The sequence below is a fragment of the Hymenobacter busanensis genome, from assembly GCF_008727865.1.
GTDB classification, from domain to species: Bacteria; Bacteroidota; Bacteroidia; order Cytophagales; family Hymenobacteraceae; genus Solirubrum; species Solirubrum busanense.
In genome coordinates this window covers 97,177-113,452 of record NZ_VTWU01000003.1, presented here as the reverse complement: position 1 = coordinate 113,452, position 16,276 = coordinate 97,177, and the positions used below count along the sequence as shown (strand labels likewise).

The window sequence follows — 16,276 nt, the reverse complement described above, 5'->3', positions numbered from 1 at the left end:
GAAAACAAACGCCAACGCGGCGCGCTCCGACTGGAACGCGCCGCGTTGGCGTTGGGCGCGTGTGGTGCTTAGGCTTTGCGCGGCAGCTTGCGCACGAAGCCGGCTACGGCTTGGTTGAACTCCTTCGGGTTTTCGAGGAAGGGATAGTGCTTGCCGGGCAACACCACGGCCTGCTGGTTGGGAAAGCGGAACGTTTTGTAGTGTTCGGGGCCGGTTACGTAATCTTCGCGGCCGGTGAGTACCAGCACGGGCATGGTAAGCTTGGCCGAAGCCGGCGTGAAGTCGCCGAGGTACTCGGGCACTTTCTGCTGGTACACGGCCGAGGCGAAGTCCTGGTTCAGGGGCATGCTGCGCACCACTTTGCTGGCCCGGGCGGCGGCGGTGTCGGTTACGTACATGAGCTTGCCCATGAGCTTTTGCTGGCCCAGCAGGCTCATGACCATGCCCCAGCGCTGGGGCAGCGGCGCGGCCGGGTCGAGGGGCGGGCGGCCGGCTTCGGGCAGCAGGGAGTAGCCGTAGGCGGCAGTGCTTTCCATGGTGCCCGGCAGGTTCAGAATGCTGTTGACCAGCACCATAGCCTGCACGTGCTCGGGGTGCTTTTGGGCGTAGGCCGTAGCAATGATGCCGCCGAACGAGTGCGACATGACCACCCATTTGTCGACGTGCAGTTGCTCGCGCACTTCTTCCAGGTCCTGGATCATGCGGTCGAGGCTGTAGTTCTGCTTGGGGTCTGAGGCGGAGCGGCCGCTGCCGCGCTGGTCGAGGTACACCATCTGCAGCTTGTCTTCGAGGGCCTTGCCGCCCAGCGCCTCCAGGCCGTAGCTGCCGGAGCCGGGGCCGCCGTGCACGAACAGGCAGGGCAAACCGGTGCCGGCCACGCGGGCATACAGCTTCACGCCGTCGGTGGTAACCAGCGTGGACGTGCCGTTGGCCAGCGCGGTGGCTTTGCGCTGGGCCAGCAGCGGCTGCGCGGTCAGCATCAGCAGAATCAGCAGGCACAGGTGGGTGTAAGAACGCGTTAAAGAGCAAGCGTTACGCAACATAGAGTAAGGAGTGAAATGAGGAAAAATGGAGCGCCGAAGATAGAAATTCGGGCTTCACGGCCGCACGCCTTGCGGCTTGGACGGCAGGCGCTGCAAGAAGCGGTGAAAGCGTGAGCGGTGAGCAAGGTGTTCTGCTAAAACCAGCTGACGGACCTGGGCCATATAGCACACGCCTTCACGCTAGGTTACGCTACGCTGCTGCGGAGGCGAAGACGCGAGGCAGTTGATGCATAACTGCTTGCTGGAGCGCACCTTACACTATTCAAACTTCACAAAAACGTCCAATTTTTTGTTCTTTTCAGCTTACCATTTCCTCGAAAAAACTACATAAACTTGGAGTAACAGTCGAAGTATTGCCACGGCGCTTGCAGGCCGTTTTTGCGTGTCTTTTGCTTTGTTGGGTTGGTGAAGAAATTACTGGTCCTGCTGTGGGGCCTGCTGGCGGTTCCGGCGCTGGCGCAAACAGGCATTCCGGTTCCGCAGCTGGCCGCGTGCGACGCCTTGGTGGGGAAGTTTATGCAGCGTTGGAAGGTCCCAGGCGCGTCGGTGGCCATCAGCCGGCATGGCAAGCTGGTGTATGCCCGCGGCTTTGGCTACGCCGACCTCACCCGCACCGAGCCCATGCAGCCGGCCCACCAGCTGCGGGTAGCCAGCGTATCGAAACCCGTGACGGCCGTGGCCATCATGAAGCTGGTGGAAGACGGCCGCCTTAGCCTCGACCACAAGGTATTCGGCCCCGAAGGCTACTTACAGAACGCCTACTATACCGATGCGGTAACCGATGCGCGCATCTACGACATTACGGTGCAGCAGCTGCTGGAGCACGCCGCCGGCTGGAACCGCAACGCCGGTGTCGACGGCTTCCCCGGCTCCGACCCCATTGAGTTTCCGCTGCACGTGGCCGAAACGCTGCACGCCCCCAACCCCGTGGGCGACTCCACGCTGGTGCGCTTTCTGCTCGCCAAAGGCCTCGATTTCGACCCCGGCAGCCGCTTTGCTTACTCCAACATCGGCTACCTGATTCTGGGCAAGGTGCTCGAAAGCGTGACGCACCAGCCCTACGAGCAATGGGTGCAGCAGCACGTGCTGGCGCCTAGCGGCGTGCACGAAGCCCACCTCGGCCGCAACCTGCTGGCCAACAAGCTGCCCTTCGAAGCCGAGTACTTCAGCAACGAGCACGATGCCTCCTGCTACGGCACCGGCAAGCAGGTAGCCATGCCCTACGGTGGCCGCAACCTCGAAGCTATGAACGCCCACGGCGGCTGGGTGTTTTCGGCCCGCGACTTGGTGCGGCTCCTGTTGGCCATCGACGGCTCGCCCTCCCACCCCGATCTGCTGACGCCGGCCAGCGTGGCCACCATGCTCCAGCCCTCCGACAACAACCGCCGCTACGCCAAGGGCTGGATGGTGAACAAGGGCCGGGTGCGCTGGCACACGGGCAGCCTCGACGGCACGGCCAGCTGCGTGGCCACCAACAACGAAGGCTATACCTGGGCCATTCTGCTCAACGGCTGCCCTGCGCCCAACCGCTTCTGGAACGACCTCGAAGAACTGGGCTGGGACTGCATCAAGAGCACCAACGACTGGCCCACGCTCGACCTGCTCCCGCCCGACCGCCAGCCCGCGCAACTCCGTGCCCAGCCCACCCTCAACGGCACCGCCCGCCTGACCTGGACGCCCGGCAACGGCACCCATAACCTGGTGGTCGTGCACGAGGGCAGCCCCGCCCAGGCCCGCCCGCTCGACGGCCAGCTGTATGCCGCCAGCAGCACGTTCGGCTACGGCGCGGCCCTCGGCCACGGCAGTTTTGTGGTAGAAGCCGGCCCCGACAGCACCGTCATCGTCGGCCACCTGACGCCGGGCAAGACGTACTACGCCCAAGTGCTGGCCTACAACCAGAGCGAGGCCACCAACCACCTGCCGGTGTACGCGCTGGAAGGCAGCCCCTCGGTAGCGTTCCGCCTGCCGGTGGCGCCGGCGGTAATCGCGCAAAAGGCCAAGCCCGCCACGCAAGCCACCAGTCGCAAAGCCTCGGCCCGTGCTAAAGCCCGCCGCCCGGCCCAGCAGCCCACCGCCGAGAAACCCGCCCGCACGCTGCCGGGCTACTTGGGTTGGCTCTTCGGCTTGGGCCGCGCGCAGCCGTAGGGTTGCTTTTCGGAAACCCAATACCCAAACAGGCCGCCCGACACGGTGTCGAGCGGCCTGTTGTGTGTTGAAATAGCGCAGAGCGGCTTTACCAGATTTTGGCGCGGTCGGCTTCGGCGCGCACCATTTTCTGGCCGGGCTGGCAGCCGAAGGCCTCGTAGAACTGGGGCATGTTCATTAGCGGACCGATGGTGCGGTACTGGTCGGGCGAGTGAGGGTCGGTCAGGATTTGCTGGCGCAGGGCCTCGGGCCGAATGTTGGAGCGGCGTAGCTGGGCCCACGAGAGGAAGAAGCGCTGCTCGGGCGTAAACCCGTCGTATTTGGGGCGCGGGCCGTTGCCGTATTTTTGCTGCAGCTGCTTCTGCAGGGCGCCGTACACAATGGTGAGGCCCGCGAAGTCGGCCAGGTTTTCGCCCATCGTGAGCTTGCCGTTCACGTACACCGAATCGAGCGGGGAGAAGGCCGAGTACTGCGTGCCCACAATAGCGGCGCGGCGGTTGAACTCGTCGTTGTCTTCCTTGGTCCACCAGTCGCGCAGGGTGCCTTCGGCATCGTATTGGCGGCCCTGGTCGTCGAAACCGTGGGTCATTTCGTGGCCCATCACCCCGCCAATGGCACCGTAGTTCACGGCATCGTCGGCGTTGGGGTCGAAGAAAGGGGGCTGCAGATACCCGGCCGGAAACACGATTTCGTTCATCGGCGGGTTGTAGTAGGCGTTGATGGTGGAGGGCGTCATGCCCCACTCGTTGCGGTCGATGGGGCCGCCGAATTTCTTGACCTCCTGCCGGTAGTCCCACTCGCGGGCCGCCAGCAGATTTTTCAAGTACGAGTCGCGCGAAACGTTCAGCGCCGAGTAGTCCTTCCACTTATCGGGGTAGCCGATTTTCACGCGCAGGGCGTTGAGCTTTTTCAGGGCTTCCTGCTTGGTGGGCGCGCTCATCCAGGTGTTGGTCTGGATGTGCTCGGCCATCGAGGCCTTGATGTTGTTGACCATGTCCAGCGCCTTTTGCTTGGCCGCCGGCGAAAACGCCTTGTCGACGTAGAGCTGGCCGAAGGCTTCGCCCAGGGCGTTGTCGGTGGAGGCCAGCATGCGTTTCCAGCGGGTGGTCAGCTGCTTGGTGCCGCCCAGCGCCTGCGAGAAGCGGAACGACTCGTCGACAAACGCCTTGGGCAGGGCCGAGGCCGTGGAGCGCACCAGGTGCCAGCGCAGGTAGGTTTTCTGATCGGCCAGGGGCTCGGCTTTCAGCAAGGCATTCACCTCGTCGAAAAATGCGGGCTGGCCCACAATCACCTCCTGGGCCGAGGCCAGCTGCAAATCGGCCAAGATGCGCGGCAGGTTCAGGTTAGGGTACTTTTTCTGCGCCTCGGCCAGCGTCATCTTGTTGTAGTTGGCCTGCGGGTCGCGCAGTTCCACGGGCGTGCGGGCCGCCTTGGCGAGGCGCGTTTCGAGGCGCTCCACGGTGGCGGCGTTTTTCTGGGCCGTGGCCGCGTTGTCGCCCAGCAGGGCAAACATGTTGGTGAGGTACTTCCGGTAGGCCGCCCGGATGCTCTCGGTGCGCGCGTCCTGCTTGAAGTAGTAGTCGCGGTTGGGCAGGGTGAGGCCGCCCTGGTAGAGGCCCACGGCGTATTGGGTGGTCTGCTTCTCGTCTACATCTACCCCAGCGCCGAAATAGGCGCCGGTTTGCAGCAGCTTCTGGCGGGCAATGATGTCCTGCAGCCCGCGCAGGTCTTTCACGGCCGCAATGCGGTCCAGCTCGGGCTTGAGGAGCGCAATGCCAGCCTTTTCGATGGCCACGGTGTCCATGGCCGAGGCGTAGTAGTCGCCCACTTTCTGCAGGTTGCTGCCTTTGGGGGCGCTGGTATTGGCGGCGGCTTCTTCCAGAATCTGGCGCAGCAGGGTTTGCGTCCGGTCGCCGAGCAGGTTGCGCGGGCCCCAACGGGTGGCGTAGCTGGGCACGGGGTTGTTCTTGAGCCAGTTGCCGCCCGAAAAATGGTAGAAGTCGTCGCACGGCGACACGGCGGGGTTCATGTCGGCGGGGTCGAGGCCGATGCCTTTCAGCACGGGTTCAGCCGCCGGGGCCGCCTGGGCCGTAGCCGTAACAGTTGGGGTAGTAGCCGATGAGGTGCTGGCCGTGTTGCTGGCGGCACAGCCGGCCAGCATCAGCCCCGACAATGCCAGTACGGTGCGCGGCAGGCAGGTTTTGTTCATACGCTCGGTCAAGGGGAAAATTCGCTGGGAAGCTCAAAGACTCCGCCGAACAAGTTTGGCTGCAACCTCGAATTTCGCCGGACACCGAGCCCGGGCGCAAACATCCGGCCCGGTCAGGCAGTATTGCTTGTCCACGCCTTACCGCGCCCCACCCCTGCCCTACTGCCCATGCGCACCATCAAGCAACAGCACCGCGCCGTTAGCGCCCCCATTGCCGACCTGACCACCTATCGGGCGCTGCCAACCCAAAACGTGGAGCACATCGACCCGTTTTTGTTTCTCAACCACCACGGCCCGCAGGTGTACCGGCCCCACAACCGCGGCCTGCCCTTCGGCCCGCACCCGCACCGGGGCTTCGAAACGGTGACCTTCATCGTGGCCGGCGACATCATGCACCAGGACAGCGGCGGGCACCAGAGCGTCATCGAGGCCGGCGGCATTCAGTGGATGACGGCCGGCAGCGGCCTGATTCACTCCGAGATTTCGTCCGACAAGTTCAAAGAGCAGGGCGGCCCGCTGGAGATTCTGCAGCTGTGGGTGAACCTGCCCGCCCGGCACAAGATGGTAGCCCCGAAGTACATCGGCCTGCAGAAAGCCGACATTCCGGAGGTTTCCGCCGACCACGGCCGCGTGACCATCCACGCCGTGGCGGGCACCTGGGAGGGCACGCCCGGCGCCGTGCAGCCCCTCACCGACATGCAGCTGGCCACCATCGACCTTCGGGCCGGCGGGCAGCTCAACCTCTCCATTCCGGCCGCGCGCAGCATTTTCTTCTACACCATTCGGGGCCGCCTGCGTGTGAACGGGCAGGAAACCCAGGCCCATTACCTCACCGAGTTCAACCACGACGGCGACGACTTGCACATCGAAGCCCTCGACGACGCCCTGTTGCTGCTTGGCCACGCCGAGCCGTTCAACGAGCCAATTGTGGCCTATGGACCGTTCGTGATGAACTCCGAGGATGAAATCCGGCAGGCCTATCAGGATTACCAGGCCGGCAAATTCGGCACTTGGCAGGAGTAGACGTATTCGAATGAGTCCACCCTGCTTCCGGACGATTGTCCGGAAGCAGGGTGGATCCTGACTCTGCATCCGGACGATTGTCCGGGGCCTCGGAAGATGCTACCCGGCTTTCGGACAATCGTCCGGAGCCAGGGTGGACGTCGACCCGGCCTCCGCACGATTGTCCGGAGGCTCGGCAGGTTCTTCCGGGCTTCCGGACGATGGTTTTTGCTCAGGGTCGACATCGACCCGGCTTGCGCAACCTGCGCCCGTGACCGGGCACAGGCCGCAGGAGTTGCCTACTGCCGGGGCTTGGCGCGCACGTATTGCTCGGGCCATTGCACCTCGGCGTGCAACTCGTGGGCGGCGCGCAACGGGAAATACGGGTCGCGCAGCAGCTCGCGGGCCAGCAGCACGAGGTCGGCCTGTCCCTGGCCGATGATGCTTTCGGCTTCGGCGGGCGTGGTAATCAGACCCACGGCGCCGGTCGGCACGCCGGTTTCCTGCTTCACGCGCTCGGCAAACGGTACCTGGTAAAGCGGACCGACGGGAATGGCGGCGCGGGGCACGTTGCCGCCGGTGGAGCAGTCAATCAAATCGACGCCGCGGGTTTTGAGCACCGCTGCCAGTGCCACCGAGTCGTCGATGGTCCAGCCGCCCTCGGTCCAGTCGGTAGCCGAAATGCGCACCAGCAGCGGGTGCTGCTCGGGCCACACGGCGCGGGTGGCGTCGGTTACGTCCAGCAGCAGCCGAATGCGGTTCTCGAACGAGCCGCCGTAGGCGTCGGTACGTTGGTTGCTGAGCGGCGAGAGGAACTCGTGCAGCAGGTAGCCGTGGGCCGCGTGCAGCTCAATTACCCGAAAACCCGCTTCCAACGACCGCACCGCCGCGGCCCGAAAATCGGCCACTACCTTCTGTATTCCGGCTTCATCGAGGGCCAGGGGTGGGGTTTCGCCGTCGGTGAAGGGCAGGGCGCTGGGCGCCACGGTGCGCCAGCCGCCGGCGGTTTCGGGTACTTCGGCGCCGCCTTTCCAAGGACTGGCGTGGCTGGCTTTGCGCCCCGCATGGGCCAGCTGAATGCCGGCTACCGCGCCCTGCCCCTCGATGAAGGCCGTGATGCGCTGCAAAAACGGTACGTGCTCGGCTTTCCAGATGCCCAAATCGTCGGGCGTGATGCGGCCTTCCGGCGACACGGCCGCGGCTTCGGTGAGCACCAGGCCCGCCCCGCCCACGGCCCGGCTGCCCAAATGCACCAGGTGCCAATCGTTGGCAAAGCCGTCGACGCTGCTGTATTCGCACATCGGCGACACGGCAATGCGGTTTTTCAGGGTGATGCCGCGCAGGGTGAGCGGCGAGAACAGGCTGACGGACATAGAATCGAATGGAAAATGCGGCGTGACAGTGGCAAACAGCAGCCCCGGCGCCTGGGTTTTGTCCGTTCGTCGCCGCTGCCCCTTGCCCAACGGCCAGACCATCCGGGATGTTACCTGCTCAGGCGGCCGAGGACTGTTGCGGCCCCGGCAGAACGTGCTAAGATGTTGTCGGCTCGAGCGGCAGCTGCTTTTCGTAGCAGAAGAACCGCAGCCCCGGTCGAAACCCCAGCCCGATTTCGCCCGCAAACCGGTAGCCGAGCTTCGGGAAAAGGCGTTGCGTGGCTTGGTTTTCGGAGTTGGTATCCACGCGCAGCAAATGCAGATTCCACTCGCGGGCCAGCACTTCGGCCTGCTGCAGCAGCGCGGCTGCCACGCCCCGGCCCTGCGCGGCGGGGTCGACGGCGAGGCGGTGCGTAACGACGGCCGGCGCGGTGGCGTCCCAGTCGGCCTGGGCGTATTCGGGGTCTTGGTCGGTGGTGAGGGCGGCCACGCCGGCCAGCTGGCCGTCTTCCAGCTCGGCCACCCACAGCTGGTTGCGCTCAATGTCCTGCCGAAACACGGCCTCGTTGGGGTAGTCGCCTTCCCACTGAAAATTGCCGGCGGCGTTCATCACGGGCACCACCCGACGGATAATGCCCAAGATGGCCGGAAGGTCGGCCACGGTGGCGCGGCGAATGGAAAGCATGAGGCTTATAGTTGTGGGTGGCTGATGGTGGTCTTCCTAAGCAATGCGAAGGACCTTCTTGCCGCTGCACGATACATGCTAACGGAAAAAGGTCCTGCGCGCTCCTCAGAAGGACAATAGTAGCATGACACTTACTCGGCCAGCACTGCCTCGGGCTCTGCGGCGGGCACGGCGGCCACCGGCGGGTGGTAGTGCGCCAAGGAACGCATGGCCAGCAGCAGGCTGATGACCGTCAGCACCGCTCCGGCCAGGAAAGCGGCACCGGGAAAGTGCACCGGCGCGCTGGTCCCGGTGAAGTAGGCAAACAGGTTGGTCATCAGCGGCGGCCCGATGATGGACGTAACGCTCATCAGGCTGGTGAGGGCGCCTTGCAGCTCGCCCTGCTCGGTGGGCGGCACTTGCCCCGACATAATGCCCTGCAACGCCGGCCCCGCAATGCCGCCCAGGCAGTAGGGCACCAGAAACACGAACATCATCCAGGATTGGCCCGCAAAGGCGAACAGCAGAAAGCCCAGCGCGTAGAAGCCCAGCCCCAGAAACACCGAGCGTTTCGGCCCCAGCTTGGGGTTGATGTAGCGAATGAGCACGCCCTGCACCAAGGCCGTCATCAGCCCCACGGCGCCCAGCGAGTAGCCCACCCACTTTTCGTTCCAGTGAAACTGGTACATGGTGAAGTACGACCACGTGCTTTGGGTAGCGTGGGCGGCAATGTACACCAGCACCAACGACGCCACCATGCCCAAAATAACGGGGTACTTGCGCAGCTGCCGCAACGAGCCGATCGGGTTGGCGCGCTTCCAGTCGAAGGGCCGGCGGTTCTCTTTCGGCAGCGACTCGGGCAGCACAAAAAAGCCGTAGAGCCAGTTGAGCAGCGACAGGCCGGCGGCGGCCAGAAACGGCACCCGCGCCCCGTAGTGACCCAGCAAGCCCCCGATGACCGGCCCAATGATGAAGCCCAGCCCGAAAGCGGCCCCGATCATGCCGAAGTTCTGGGCCCGATTCTCCGGCGTGCTGATGTCGGCAATGTAGGCCGAGGCCGTGGTGAAGCTAGCGCCGGTGATGCCCGCAATAACGCGGCCCACAAACAGCCATTCCACGCTCGGCGCAAAGGCCAGAAACAGGTAGTCGAGCCCGAAACCGAACAGGGCCGTGAGCAGCACCGGCCGCCGGCCGAATTGGTCGGACAGGTTGCCGAGCACCGGCGAAAACAGGAACTGCATGCCGGCAAAGGCAAACATGAGCCAGCCGCCGTACCGCGCGGCCGCGCTCAGCGGCTCACCGGTCAGCTGGCTGATGAGCTTGGGCAGCACCGGAATGATGATGCCGAACCCGATGACGTCGATAAGGAGGGTAATGAAGATAAACCCCAGGGCTGCCTGTCGTTTGTCGGCCATAGCGCAGAAGAAAAGGAAGCGGCAAAAATACGGCAAGCTGCGTCGGAAACCGACGCCGGCCTGACTGTATTCTCAGGCCCAAGTGCCTGATGCGCCGCCGGATGCAAAGATGTTGTGAATATGTTCGGGCCCGAGCCACGGCGCCGCGCCCGGCTATTTGGGCCGCTCGTGCTTGGCTTGGGGGTAGCGCGGGTTCAACTCGCGCAGGGTGTCGCGCAGCCGGTGAGCTACCTCGTAGGCCTTGTACCAGTTTTGGTCGGCTGGCACAATGTGCCAGGGGCAGCTGGCCGGGCTGCAGTGGCGAAATACGTCTTCGTATACGAGGCGGTAGGCCGGCCATTGGTTGGCTTTGGCGTCGTCGCCGGCTTCGTATTTCCACTGCTTGGCCGGGTCGGTGAGGCGCTCCTGCAGCCGGGCGCGCTGCTCTTCTTCCGATACGTGCAGGTAGAACTTGAGCACCGTGGTGCCGGCCTGCTGCAAGAGCTTCTCAAACGCGTTGATGGCCGTAAACCGGCGCCGTGCTTCCTCGGTCGACACCAGCTTCTGCACCCGCGTAATGAGCACGTCCTCGTAGTGGGAGCGGTTGAACACCTGAATCATGCCGTGCCGCGGGGCTTGGGCATGCACGCGCCACAGAAAGTCGTGCGCCAGCTCTTCGTCGGTGGGCTCCTTGAAGGAATGCACCCGCACGCCCTGCGGGTTCAGCCCGCTGAACACCCGCCGGATCAGGCCGTCTTTGCCGCTGGCGTCCATGCCTTGCAGCACCACCAGCACGCTACGGCGGTTTTCGGCGTAGAGGCTGTTTTGCAGCTCCACCAGGTCTTCGTGAATGCGCTTCATTTCGCGCTTCACGTCGTCTTTGTGCACGCCGGCCGGGGCGCGGGTGGGCAGCTTGGTCAGGTCGAAGGCTGGAGTAGTGGTGGGCATGAGGCAATAAACGCAAGCCGGCCGAAACCGGCTGTGGGCCCCGTCAACGGCCTACCGTACTACGGCAGCGGGCTTGCTTTCCACCACCTGCTGCAGGTTGTGCAGGCCGCGCTCGAAGTCGTCGCCCACCAAGCCGTCCATGAACAGGCCCATGTAGCGGGCAGCCGGGTTCAGGCCCATGTCGCTGTCCATCGTCCAGGTTACCTTGGTGGCTTGGCCTTCGGGCACGAAGAAGTACGTCGAATAGCCGAGGCCCTGGCCATCAAAGTCCATTTCGGTGTCGATGCGCTGGTTGGGCACCGCCTGCTTGATGCGCAATGTACCGTTGCCCACCTGCGAGTGGTTGCTCAGCCACGAGTAGCTGGCGCCCACCCCCGATGCCGGCCCAGCGTACGAGAGTTTCATTTGCGGGTCGATCTTGTGCCACGGCGACCATCCTTCCCAGTTGCGCAGTGTGTTTATTTGCTCGTACACTGCCTCGGGCGGCGCCTGCATCGTCAGTGAACGTTCGACGTGCACCTGACGCGGCAGCAGAAAACCAACCACCGCCAGCCCGATTACCAGTCCCAATAACCCCAAACTAATTTTCTTCAGCATGTTCATGGCCTTGAATGTGAGCTTTTATTTCGCATTCAAGGTAGACAATATTTAGCATTTTACTATTTATATTAGCAAAACTTTTCACCTCACTCCTTCCCCCATGTTCCAAGGCCTCCGCACTATTGTGTATCCTGTCAACGACTTAGCTCGCGCCAAGGCGTGGTACAGCGCATTGCTCAACCAAGAGCCGTATTTCGACGAGCCTTTTTATGTAGGCTACAATGTGGGCGGCTACGAGCTGGGCCTCGACCCCGACGGCTCGGCTGCCAGCCCCGGTGGCCCCACCACCTACTGGGGCGTTGCCGATGCCCACGCGGCATTTGCGCGGCTGCTGGAACTGGGCGTGCCCGCGCACGAGGCCATTCAGGATGTAGGCAGCGGAATCCTGCTCGGCTCCGTGCTGGACCCATTCGGCAACGTGGTAGGCATTATTCAGAACCCGCACTTCGCGCTGCCGCCGGCTTCGTAGCGGCTTGCAGGGTGGTGGTGTTATTCCGTCGGATTGGGCTCGGGCTCATGTGCGGCGGTGGGCGCTTCTACCGGACTCAGTGCCGCCAGCGTAATGGGGCCCGGAACCACGTGGCGTAAGCCGGCCGGCAACCCCACGTCCAGCAAATCCTGCAGGAGCCCGTTGCCCGCAGCTTCAGGCGTAAGCGTATCCACGGTGGTCGACACGACGGTAACCGGGCGCTCGGGCAGCGCAACCAGCGTGGCACGGCGGTCAAAATCGGGCGGGAATACGGCGGCGTACAGAATCAGCCGCTCGTAGGCGGTGCGGCTGCCCGACAGCCAGCGGCACGCGGCGGCCGCGCCCTGCCCGCAGCCCAGCACGGTGAGCGGCGTATCGGGCGGGCATTGCGCCATAATGTCGGCCGCCAGGGCATCGAGGTAGGCGGTGAGGTCCAGCAAATCGGGCAGCAGGTCGCCGCTGCCGGGGGCCAGCCATGCAGCGGCCGGCTGCGGCGCCTGGGCCGGCGTGGCCCCCGGCAGGGCATAGCGCGACAACGCCTCGGGCAGCACCAATAAGTGCTCGGGAGTGTTGGCCATTGGAGCCAGTTGCGCCGCCAAATCATCTATGGTCTGGTCGGCGTCGTGGAGGCAGAACCAGACGGTGCGCACGGCGGCCGACGGCTGGCCCAGCAAGGCGTAGCGGGCCGTGCGCGTGGTGGCAAAAGAGTGGTAGGCAAGCATAGCGGCAGCAGGGTAGGTGGCAGTTGCGGACTATACGCACGGCCCTGCTTTGTGGCTGTCAAGCTGGCGCCCTATGGCAGTGCTCGAGCTGATTTCTGTGCCACTTTGACGCCCAAACTACTCGGCACGCCTACCTTTTTACAGGTAGCAATGTTGGTATGCTGTTTGTCTATAAGCTCCTGAACGACAGAACTAGGAGGACTCATCCCATGAACCTGATCAGCCGAAATACCATCCGAAATTTTTTGCCCCAGCTCGACCTGCTCAACACCTTGGGCGGCGGCGTTGCCCAGCCCAAACTGAACCTCGAAAAGCAAGCCCGGGGTGTGGTCATCAGCGTGGCCCTGCCCACGGTAGATTCCGAGAGATTTCACGTGGTGCTCGATAACAACCGCCTGACGGTGTACGCCGAATTCCGCCACGAGCCCGAGGCCGCGCTGGCTGCCCCGCTCTTCGTGCACACCTTCGAGCTGCCACCCGCCCTCGACCTGCACCGCATCGACGCCGTGCACGAAAACGGCGAGCTGAAAGTGCGCATCCCGTTCGAGAATCCGACCGACCGGCGCCGCGAAATCGACATCAAGCGCCGCTAAGCGCGCCCGACCCCGACTTTCTTCACTTGCCTATATATACCGCCGGGACCGACCGGCACCCATGGTTTCACCGCCACTGCCTCGCCCGCAGTGGCTTTTTTGTTGCCAGATGGTACCCGGTAGGCTAGCTGCTTACTCAAACAACGGCCCGAGCAGCAAGAACATAGTGACCAGGGAGAGGTAAAACCAGCCCATGATCTGGCCGCGGTAGCGCCGCGGCAGGGCGTTGCTGAGCGTGAGCACCGCCACGACGACCAGCGTGAGGTGCAGCAGCAAAAACACGGTGGTTTTCACCCAGTTGGCCACAATGGTGTTTTCGGGTTGCATCTGGTTGCTTTCGCCCAGGCCCGATACGGCCCAGCGCAACAGGAAAAACGCCACCGTTTCGAAGGCCACGAAACAGCCCAGGCCGGCCAGAAAAACGGATAAACGGGAGCGTTCGGGCGTGGGGGTAGCCATTGGGCAGAAGAATGGGAACGGCTAAAAGTACAGGTTCCGGGGCATCCGGCGGGGGCAGTGGGCACGAGTTGGGTAGCAGGCAACGTTATCTTTGCCGCTGGCCCATTTGCCCATGACCCGTCCCCGCCGTTCCACCGCCCGCTCTGTTCCGCGCCGTCCGCCCCGTCGGTCGTCGTGGCGCGCGGTGCTGCTGGTGGGCCTGTTGCTGGGGCTGCTGATTTCGAGCCTGGGCTACTGGCACTACCGCCGCCAGATCAACCGCTACGCGCGGCGGGCCTGGGCAACGTTCACGGCCAACAGCCTCACCGGCCACGAAAAAACCCCGTTGCTGGATGGGTACACCGTGCACGGCATCGACGTATCGTACTACCAAGGCAAAATCGACTGGCCCCTGGTAGCCCGGCACAACGTGCGCTTTGCTTTCATTAAAGCGTCGGAAGGGGTGAGTATGCGCGACCCTCGCTTTGCGCGCAACTGGCGCGAGGCCCGCGCGGCGGGCCTCTACTGCGGCGCCTACCACTATTTTCAGCCCAACTACGACGGTACCGAGCAGGCCAACCTGTTCGTGAAAACCGTGCCCCTGCAGCCCGGCGACCTGCCGCCCGTGCTCGACGTGGAAGCCCCCGAGTTTCACGATGTAGCCGTAATGCGGCGCCACATTGGCACGTGGTTGCGGCTGGTGGAGCGGCACTACGGCGTGCGGCCCATTCTTTACTCCAACTACAGCTTCTACCAACGCTACCTGGCCGGGCACTTCGATAAATACCCGCTCTGGCTGGCGCATTACGAGGTGGAAAAGCCCGCCCTGCCGCGCAAACGCTGGATCATCTGGCAGCACTCCGACGAAGCCTACGTGCCCGGCATCCGCGGCACGGTCGATTTCAACGTGTACCAAGGTTCGTTTGAGGGGTTGATGGCCTTGCGCATTCCAGCCCGCAGCCGTGTGCGGCCCGGTGCCACAGCCACCGGCAGCTTGCGCTAGTTGGGCTTATCTTGCGTATAGCCGAGCTATTTTCCGGTCATCGTGCACGTTTTGCCTATGCCTTTGTCTGTTTTTGCTAATCTCTTGCCCCACACCGTGCGCCGCAGTTGGTGGCTGGTCGTGGGGGCACTGTGGCTCACGGGTTGCGCCGGCGGCCGAGGGTTCACCGAGTCGGGCAAGGCCTCGTTCTACGCCGACAAATTCAACGGCCGGGCCACGGCCAGCGGCGAGCCGTACCGGCCCGGTAAGATGACAGCGGCCCACAAAACCCTGCCTTTCGGCACGGTGGTGCGCGTAACCAACACCGAAACGCACCAGTCGGTGAAAGTGCGCATAAACGACCGGGGCCCGCACGTGAAAGGCCGCATTGTGGACCTCTCAAAGAAAGCGGCCCACAAAATAGGCCTCGACGACGGCCTAGCCCCTGTGAAGCTGCGCGTGGTAAAGCCCGCCCGTGGCAAGTAGCCCCGACTCTAACCTGTAGCCTGTATGCGCATCCGCAAAAAAGTAACCTGGGCGATGCCAGCCCCCGTAATAGACCGTTTCAAAGCCCTTGGCCAGTTTGTGAAAGCCGCCGAAAGCCAAGGCTGGAATGAGGCCGAAATTCAGTTCGTCATCGACGAGGTGGTGGAGGCCAAGGATGAAGCCGAAGTGCGCCTTATTCTGGCCGACTACACGACCTAACGAGCCGCACTAAAAGCCACAAAAAAGCCCGCGGCAGTTTGCCGCGGGCTTTTTGCTTGTGAGAAGACAAGCTTAGTTCTTGCCTTTCTTCTTCATTTTCATTTTGCCTTTCGGGTCCATTTTGGCGGCCTGCATGAGGCTGTCCTGCTCGGCCTTCATGGCGGCGGTGGTCAGGCGGCCGCTCAACGACATGTAGTCGCCGTTTACCAGCGTCACGGTGCTGCCGTCGGCCTTGGTTACGGTGCCATCGGCGGCAATCTTGGTGCCGTTGGTGAGGGTGCGGGGCTCGGCCAGCTGGTTGGTGTGGCCGTTTTCGGTGAGCATCACTTTGCCATCAACCATCATCACGCCGTCGCGCACGCCGGCGTTTTTTACTACGGGGCGGGGCGGAGGCGTGCGCCGGGCGGCAGGCTTGGTCTGGGCTTGGGTCGAGAGGCCCGCCGCCAGCAGCGCCACTGTCAAAAGAGTTGTGAACAGCTTCATGGAGAGTGGAAAAGTGAGGGGAAAAGAGGTTGTAATATACCGGTTTGGCGCAACAAATGTTATTCCGCAGAAAATGAGAATAACCCTACGGCCAGTCGGTTCGTTGGCAACAAACGGGCCAAGTCCTGCTTTTCGTTCAATCCTCAATGCTCGTTTCCGTATGACCGCTGCGTCCTCCATCCACGCCCAGTTCAAACACGATGTCAACATGACCGCCGCCGAGTTGGACCGCTGGCTGCAAACCGCCGAATCGAAGTCGGTGGGGCAGGACAACGGCGACGGGGAAAGCATCGGCCACCACTCCGGGCGGCGCATCGTGGAGATTTTGCGCAAGCCGCAAGCCGACCTAACGGCTGATGACGAAGCGCACATGCACAAGGTGCACAGCTACGTGAGCCGCCACTTGGCCCAGGGGCCGCACCACGCCGAGGACGTCAAAACCTCCCGCTGGCGCTACTCGCTCATGAACTGGGGCCACGACCCGCTCAAAAAGTAATTGGGTAAGG

General features: G+C 63.4%; 18 protein-coding genes. 8 read left to right on the top strand and 10 right to left on the bottom strand.

Annotated elements, in window-relative coordinates; all coding sequences use genetic code 11:
- Window positions 1-68: 68 nt before the first annotated feature.
- A complete protein-coding gene (locus tag F0P96_RS08415) occupies window positions 69-1,043 on the bottom strand; it encodes an alpha/beta fold hydrolase (protein WP_151078421.1) in 975 nt (324 codons plus the stop codon).
- Window positions 1,044-1,448: 405 nt separating this feature from the next.
- Between F0P96_RS08415 and F0P96_RS08410 the strand changes: the two genes are divergently transcribed.
- Window positions 1,449-3,188, top strand: coding sequence for a serine hydrolase domain-containing protein (locus F0P96_RS08410; RefSeq protein WP_151078420.1), 1,740 nt, complete (start codon window positions 1,449-1,451; stop codon window positions 3,186-3,188).
- Window positions 3,189-3,276: 88 nt separating this feature from the next.
- Here F0P96_RS08410 and F0P96_RS08405 read toward each other — a convergent pair whose 3' ends face one another.
- Complete coding sequence (locus tag F0P96_RS08405) at window positions 3,277-5,397, bottom strand: M13 family metallopeptidase (RefSeq protein WP_151078419.1); 2,121 nt, start codon at window positions 5,395-5,397, stop codon at window positions 3,277-3,279.
- 168 nt (window positions 5,398-5,565) lie between these two features.
- On the opposite strand from F0P96_RS08405, the gene F0P96_RS08400 reads away from it, so the two are divergent.
- Entirely contained in the window at window positions 5,566-6,420 is an 855-nt protein-coding gene (locus F0P96_RS08400; protein WP_151078418.1) for a pirin family protein, read from the top strand.
- Between the two features lie 278 nt (window positions 6,421-6,698).
- On the opposite strand, the gene F0P96_RS08395 is transcribed toward F0P96_RS08400, so the two are convergent.
- The 5 genes from F0P96_RS08395 to F0P96_RS08375 all read right to left on the bottom strand — a co-directional run bounded on the left by F0P96_RS08395 (window position 6,699) and on the right by F0P96_RS08375 (window position 11,375).
- The gene (locus F0P96_RS08395; protein WP_151078417.1) at window positions 6,699-7,772 is read right to left on the bottom strand and encodes an NADH:flavin oxidoreductase/NADH oxidase; all 1,074 of its coding nucleotides are present in this window, start codon (window positions 7,770-7,772) and stop codon (window positions 6,699-6,701) included.
- 157 nt (window positions 7,773-7,929) lie between these two features.
- Window positions 7,930-8,457 (bottom strand): GNAT family N-acetyltransferase, encoded by a 528-nt coding sequence (locus tag F0P96_RS08390; RefSeq protein ID WP_151078416.1) that lies wholly within the window; start codon window positions 8,455-8,457, stop codon window positions 7,930-7,932.
- Window positions 8,458-8,588: 131 nt separating this feature from the next.
- Window positions 8,589-9,851 (bottom strand): TCR/Tet family MFS transporter, encoded by a 1,263-nt coding sequence (locus F0P96_RS08385; protein WP_151078415.1) that lies wholly within the window; start codon window positions 9,849-9,851, stop codon window positions 8,589-8,591.
- A gap of 153 nt (window positions 9,852-10,004) precedes the next feature.
- Window positions 10,005-10,778, bottom strand: a complete 774-nt coding sequence (locus tag F0P96_RS08380) for a PPK2 family polyphosphate kinase (protein ID WP_151078414.1) — start codon at window positions 10,776-10,778, stop codon at window positions 10,005-10,007.
- Between the two features lie 51 nt (window positions 10,779-10,829).
- Entirely contained in the window at window positions 10,830-11,375 is a 546-nt protein-coding gene (locus F0P96_RS08375) for an SRPBCC family protein (protein ID WP_160620283.1), read from the bottom strand.
- A 103-nt stretch (window positions 11,376-11,478) separates the two neighbouring features.
- On the opposite strand from F0P96_RS08375, the gene F0P96_RS08370 reads away from it, so the two are divergent.
- On the top strand, window positions 11,479-11,847 hold the full coding sequence (locus F0P96_RS08370) for a VOC family protein (protein ID WP_151078412.1): 369 nt from the start codon (window positions 11,479-11,481) through the stop codon (window positions 11,845-11,847).
- Window positions 11,848-11,867: 20 nt separating this feature from the next.
- Here F0P96_RS08370 and F0P96_RS08365 read toward each other — a convergent pair whose 3' ends face one another.
- Window positions 11,868-12,569, bottom strand: a complete 702-nt coding sequence (locus tag F0P96_RS08365) for an alpha/beta hydrolase (RefSeq protein ID WP_151078411.1) — start codon at window positions 12,567-12,569, stop codon at window positions 11,868-11,870.
- Window positions 12,570-12,778: 209 nt separating this feature from the next.
- Between F0P96_RS08365 and F0P96_RS08360 the strand changes: the two genes are divergently transcribed.
- Window positions 12,779-13,162 (top strand): Hsp20/alpha crystallin family protein, encoded by a 384-nt coding sequence (locus tag F0P96_RS08360; protein WP_160620285.1) that lies wholly within the window; start codon window positions 12,779-12,781, stop codon window positions 13,160-13,162.
- 132 nt (window positions 13,163-13,294) lie between these two features.
- On the opposite strand, the gene F0P96_RS08355 is transcribed toward F0P96_RS08360, so the two are convergent.
- A complete protein-coding gene (locus F0P96_RS08355; protein ID WP_151078409.1) occupies window positions 13,295-13,621 on the bottom strand; it encodes a hypothetical protein in 327 nt (108 codons plus the stop codon).
- Window positions 13,622-13,733: 112 nt separating this feature from the next.
- Between F0P96_RS08355 and F0P96_RS08350 the strand changes: the two genes are divergently transcribed.
- Genes F0P96_RS08350 through F0P96_RS08340 form a run of 3 tightly spaced genes read left to right on the top strand, consistent with a single transcriptional unit; the run spans window position 13,734 to window position 15,287 of the window.
- Window positions 13,734-14,603, top strand: a complete 870-nt coding sequence (locus F0P96_RS08350) for a glycoside hydrolase family 25 protein (RefSeq protein WP_151078408.1) — start codon at window positions 13,734-13,736, stop codon at window positions 14,601-14,603.
- Window positions 14,604-14,660: 57 nt separating this feature from the next.
- The gene (locus tag F0P96_RS08345) at window positions 14,661-15,068 is read left to right on the top strand and encodes a septal ring lytic transglycosylase RlpA family protein (RefSeq protein WP_151078407.1); all 408 of its coding nucleotides are present in this window, start codon (window positions 14,661-14,663) and stop codon (window positions 15,066-15,068) included.
- A 24-nt stretch (window positions 15,069-15,092) separates the two neighbouring features.
- Window positions 15,093-15,287, top strand: coding sequence for a hypothetical protein (locus tag F0P96_RS08340; protein ID WP_151078406.1), 195 nt, complete (start codon window positions 15,093-15,095; stop codon window positions 15,285-15,287).
- 72 nt (window positions 15,288-15,359) lie between these two features.
- Here the strand turns inward: F0P96_RS08340 and F0P96_RS08335 are convergent, their stop codons facing one another.
- Entirely contained in the window at window positions 15,360-15,770 is a 411-nt protein-coding gene (locus tag F0P96_RS08335) for a DUF6799 domain-containing protein (RefSeq protein WP_151078405.1), read from the bottom strand.
- Window positions 15,771-15,930: 160 nt separating this feature from the next.
- Between F0P96_RS08335 and F0P96_RS08330 the strand changes: the two genes are divergently transcribed.
- Window positions 15,931-16,266, top strand: coding sequence for a DUF3140 domain-containing protein (locus tag F0P96_RS08330; RefSeq protein WP_151078404.1), 336 nt, complete (start codon window positions 15,931-15,933; stop codon window positions 16,264-16,266).
- Window positions 16,267-16,276: the final 10 nt, after the last annotated feature.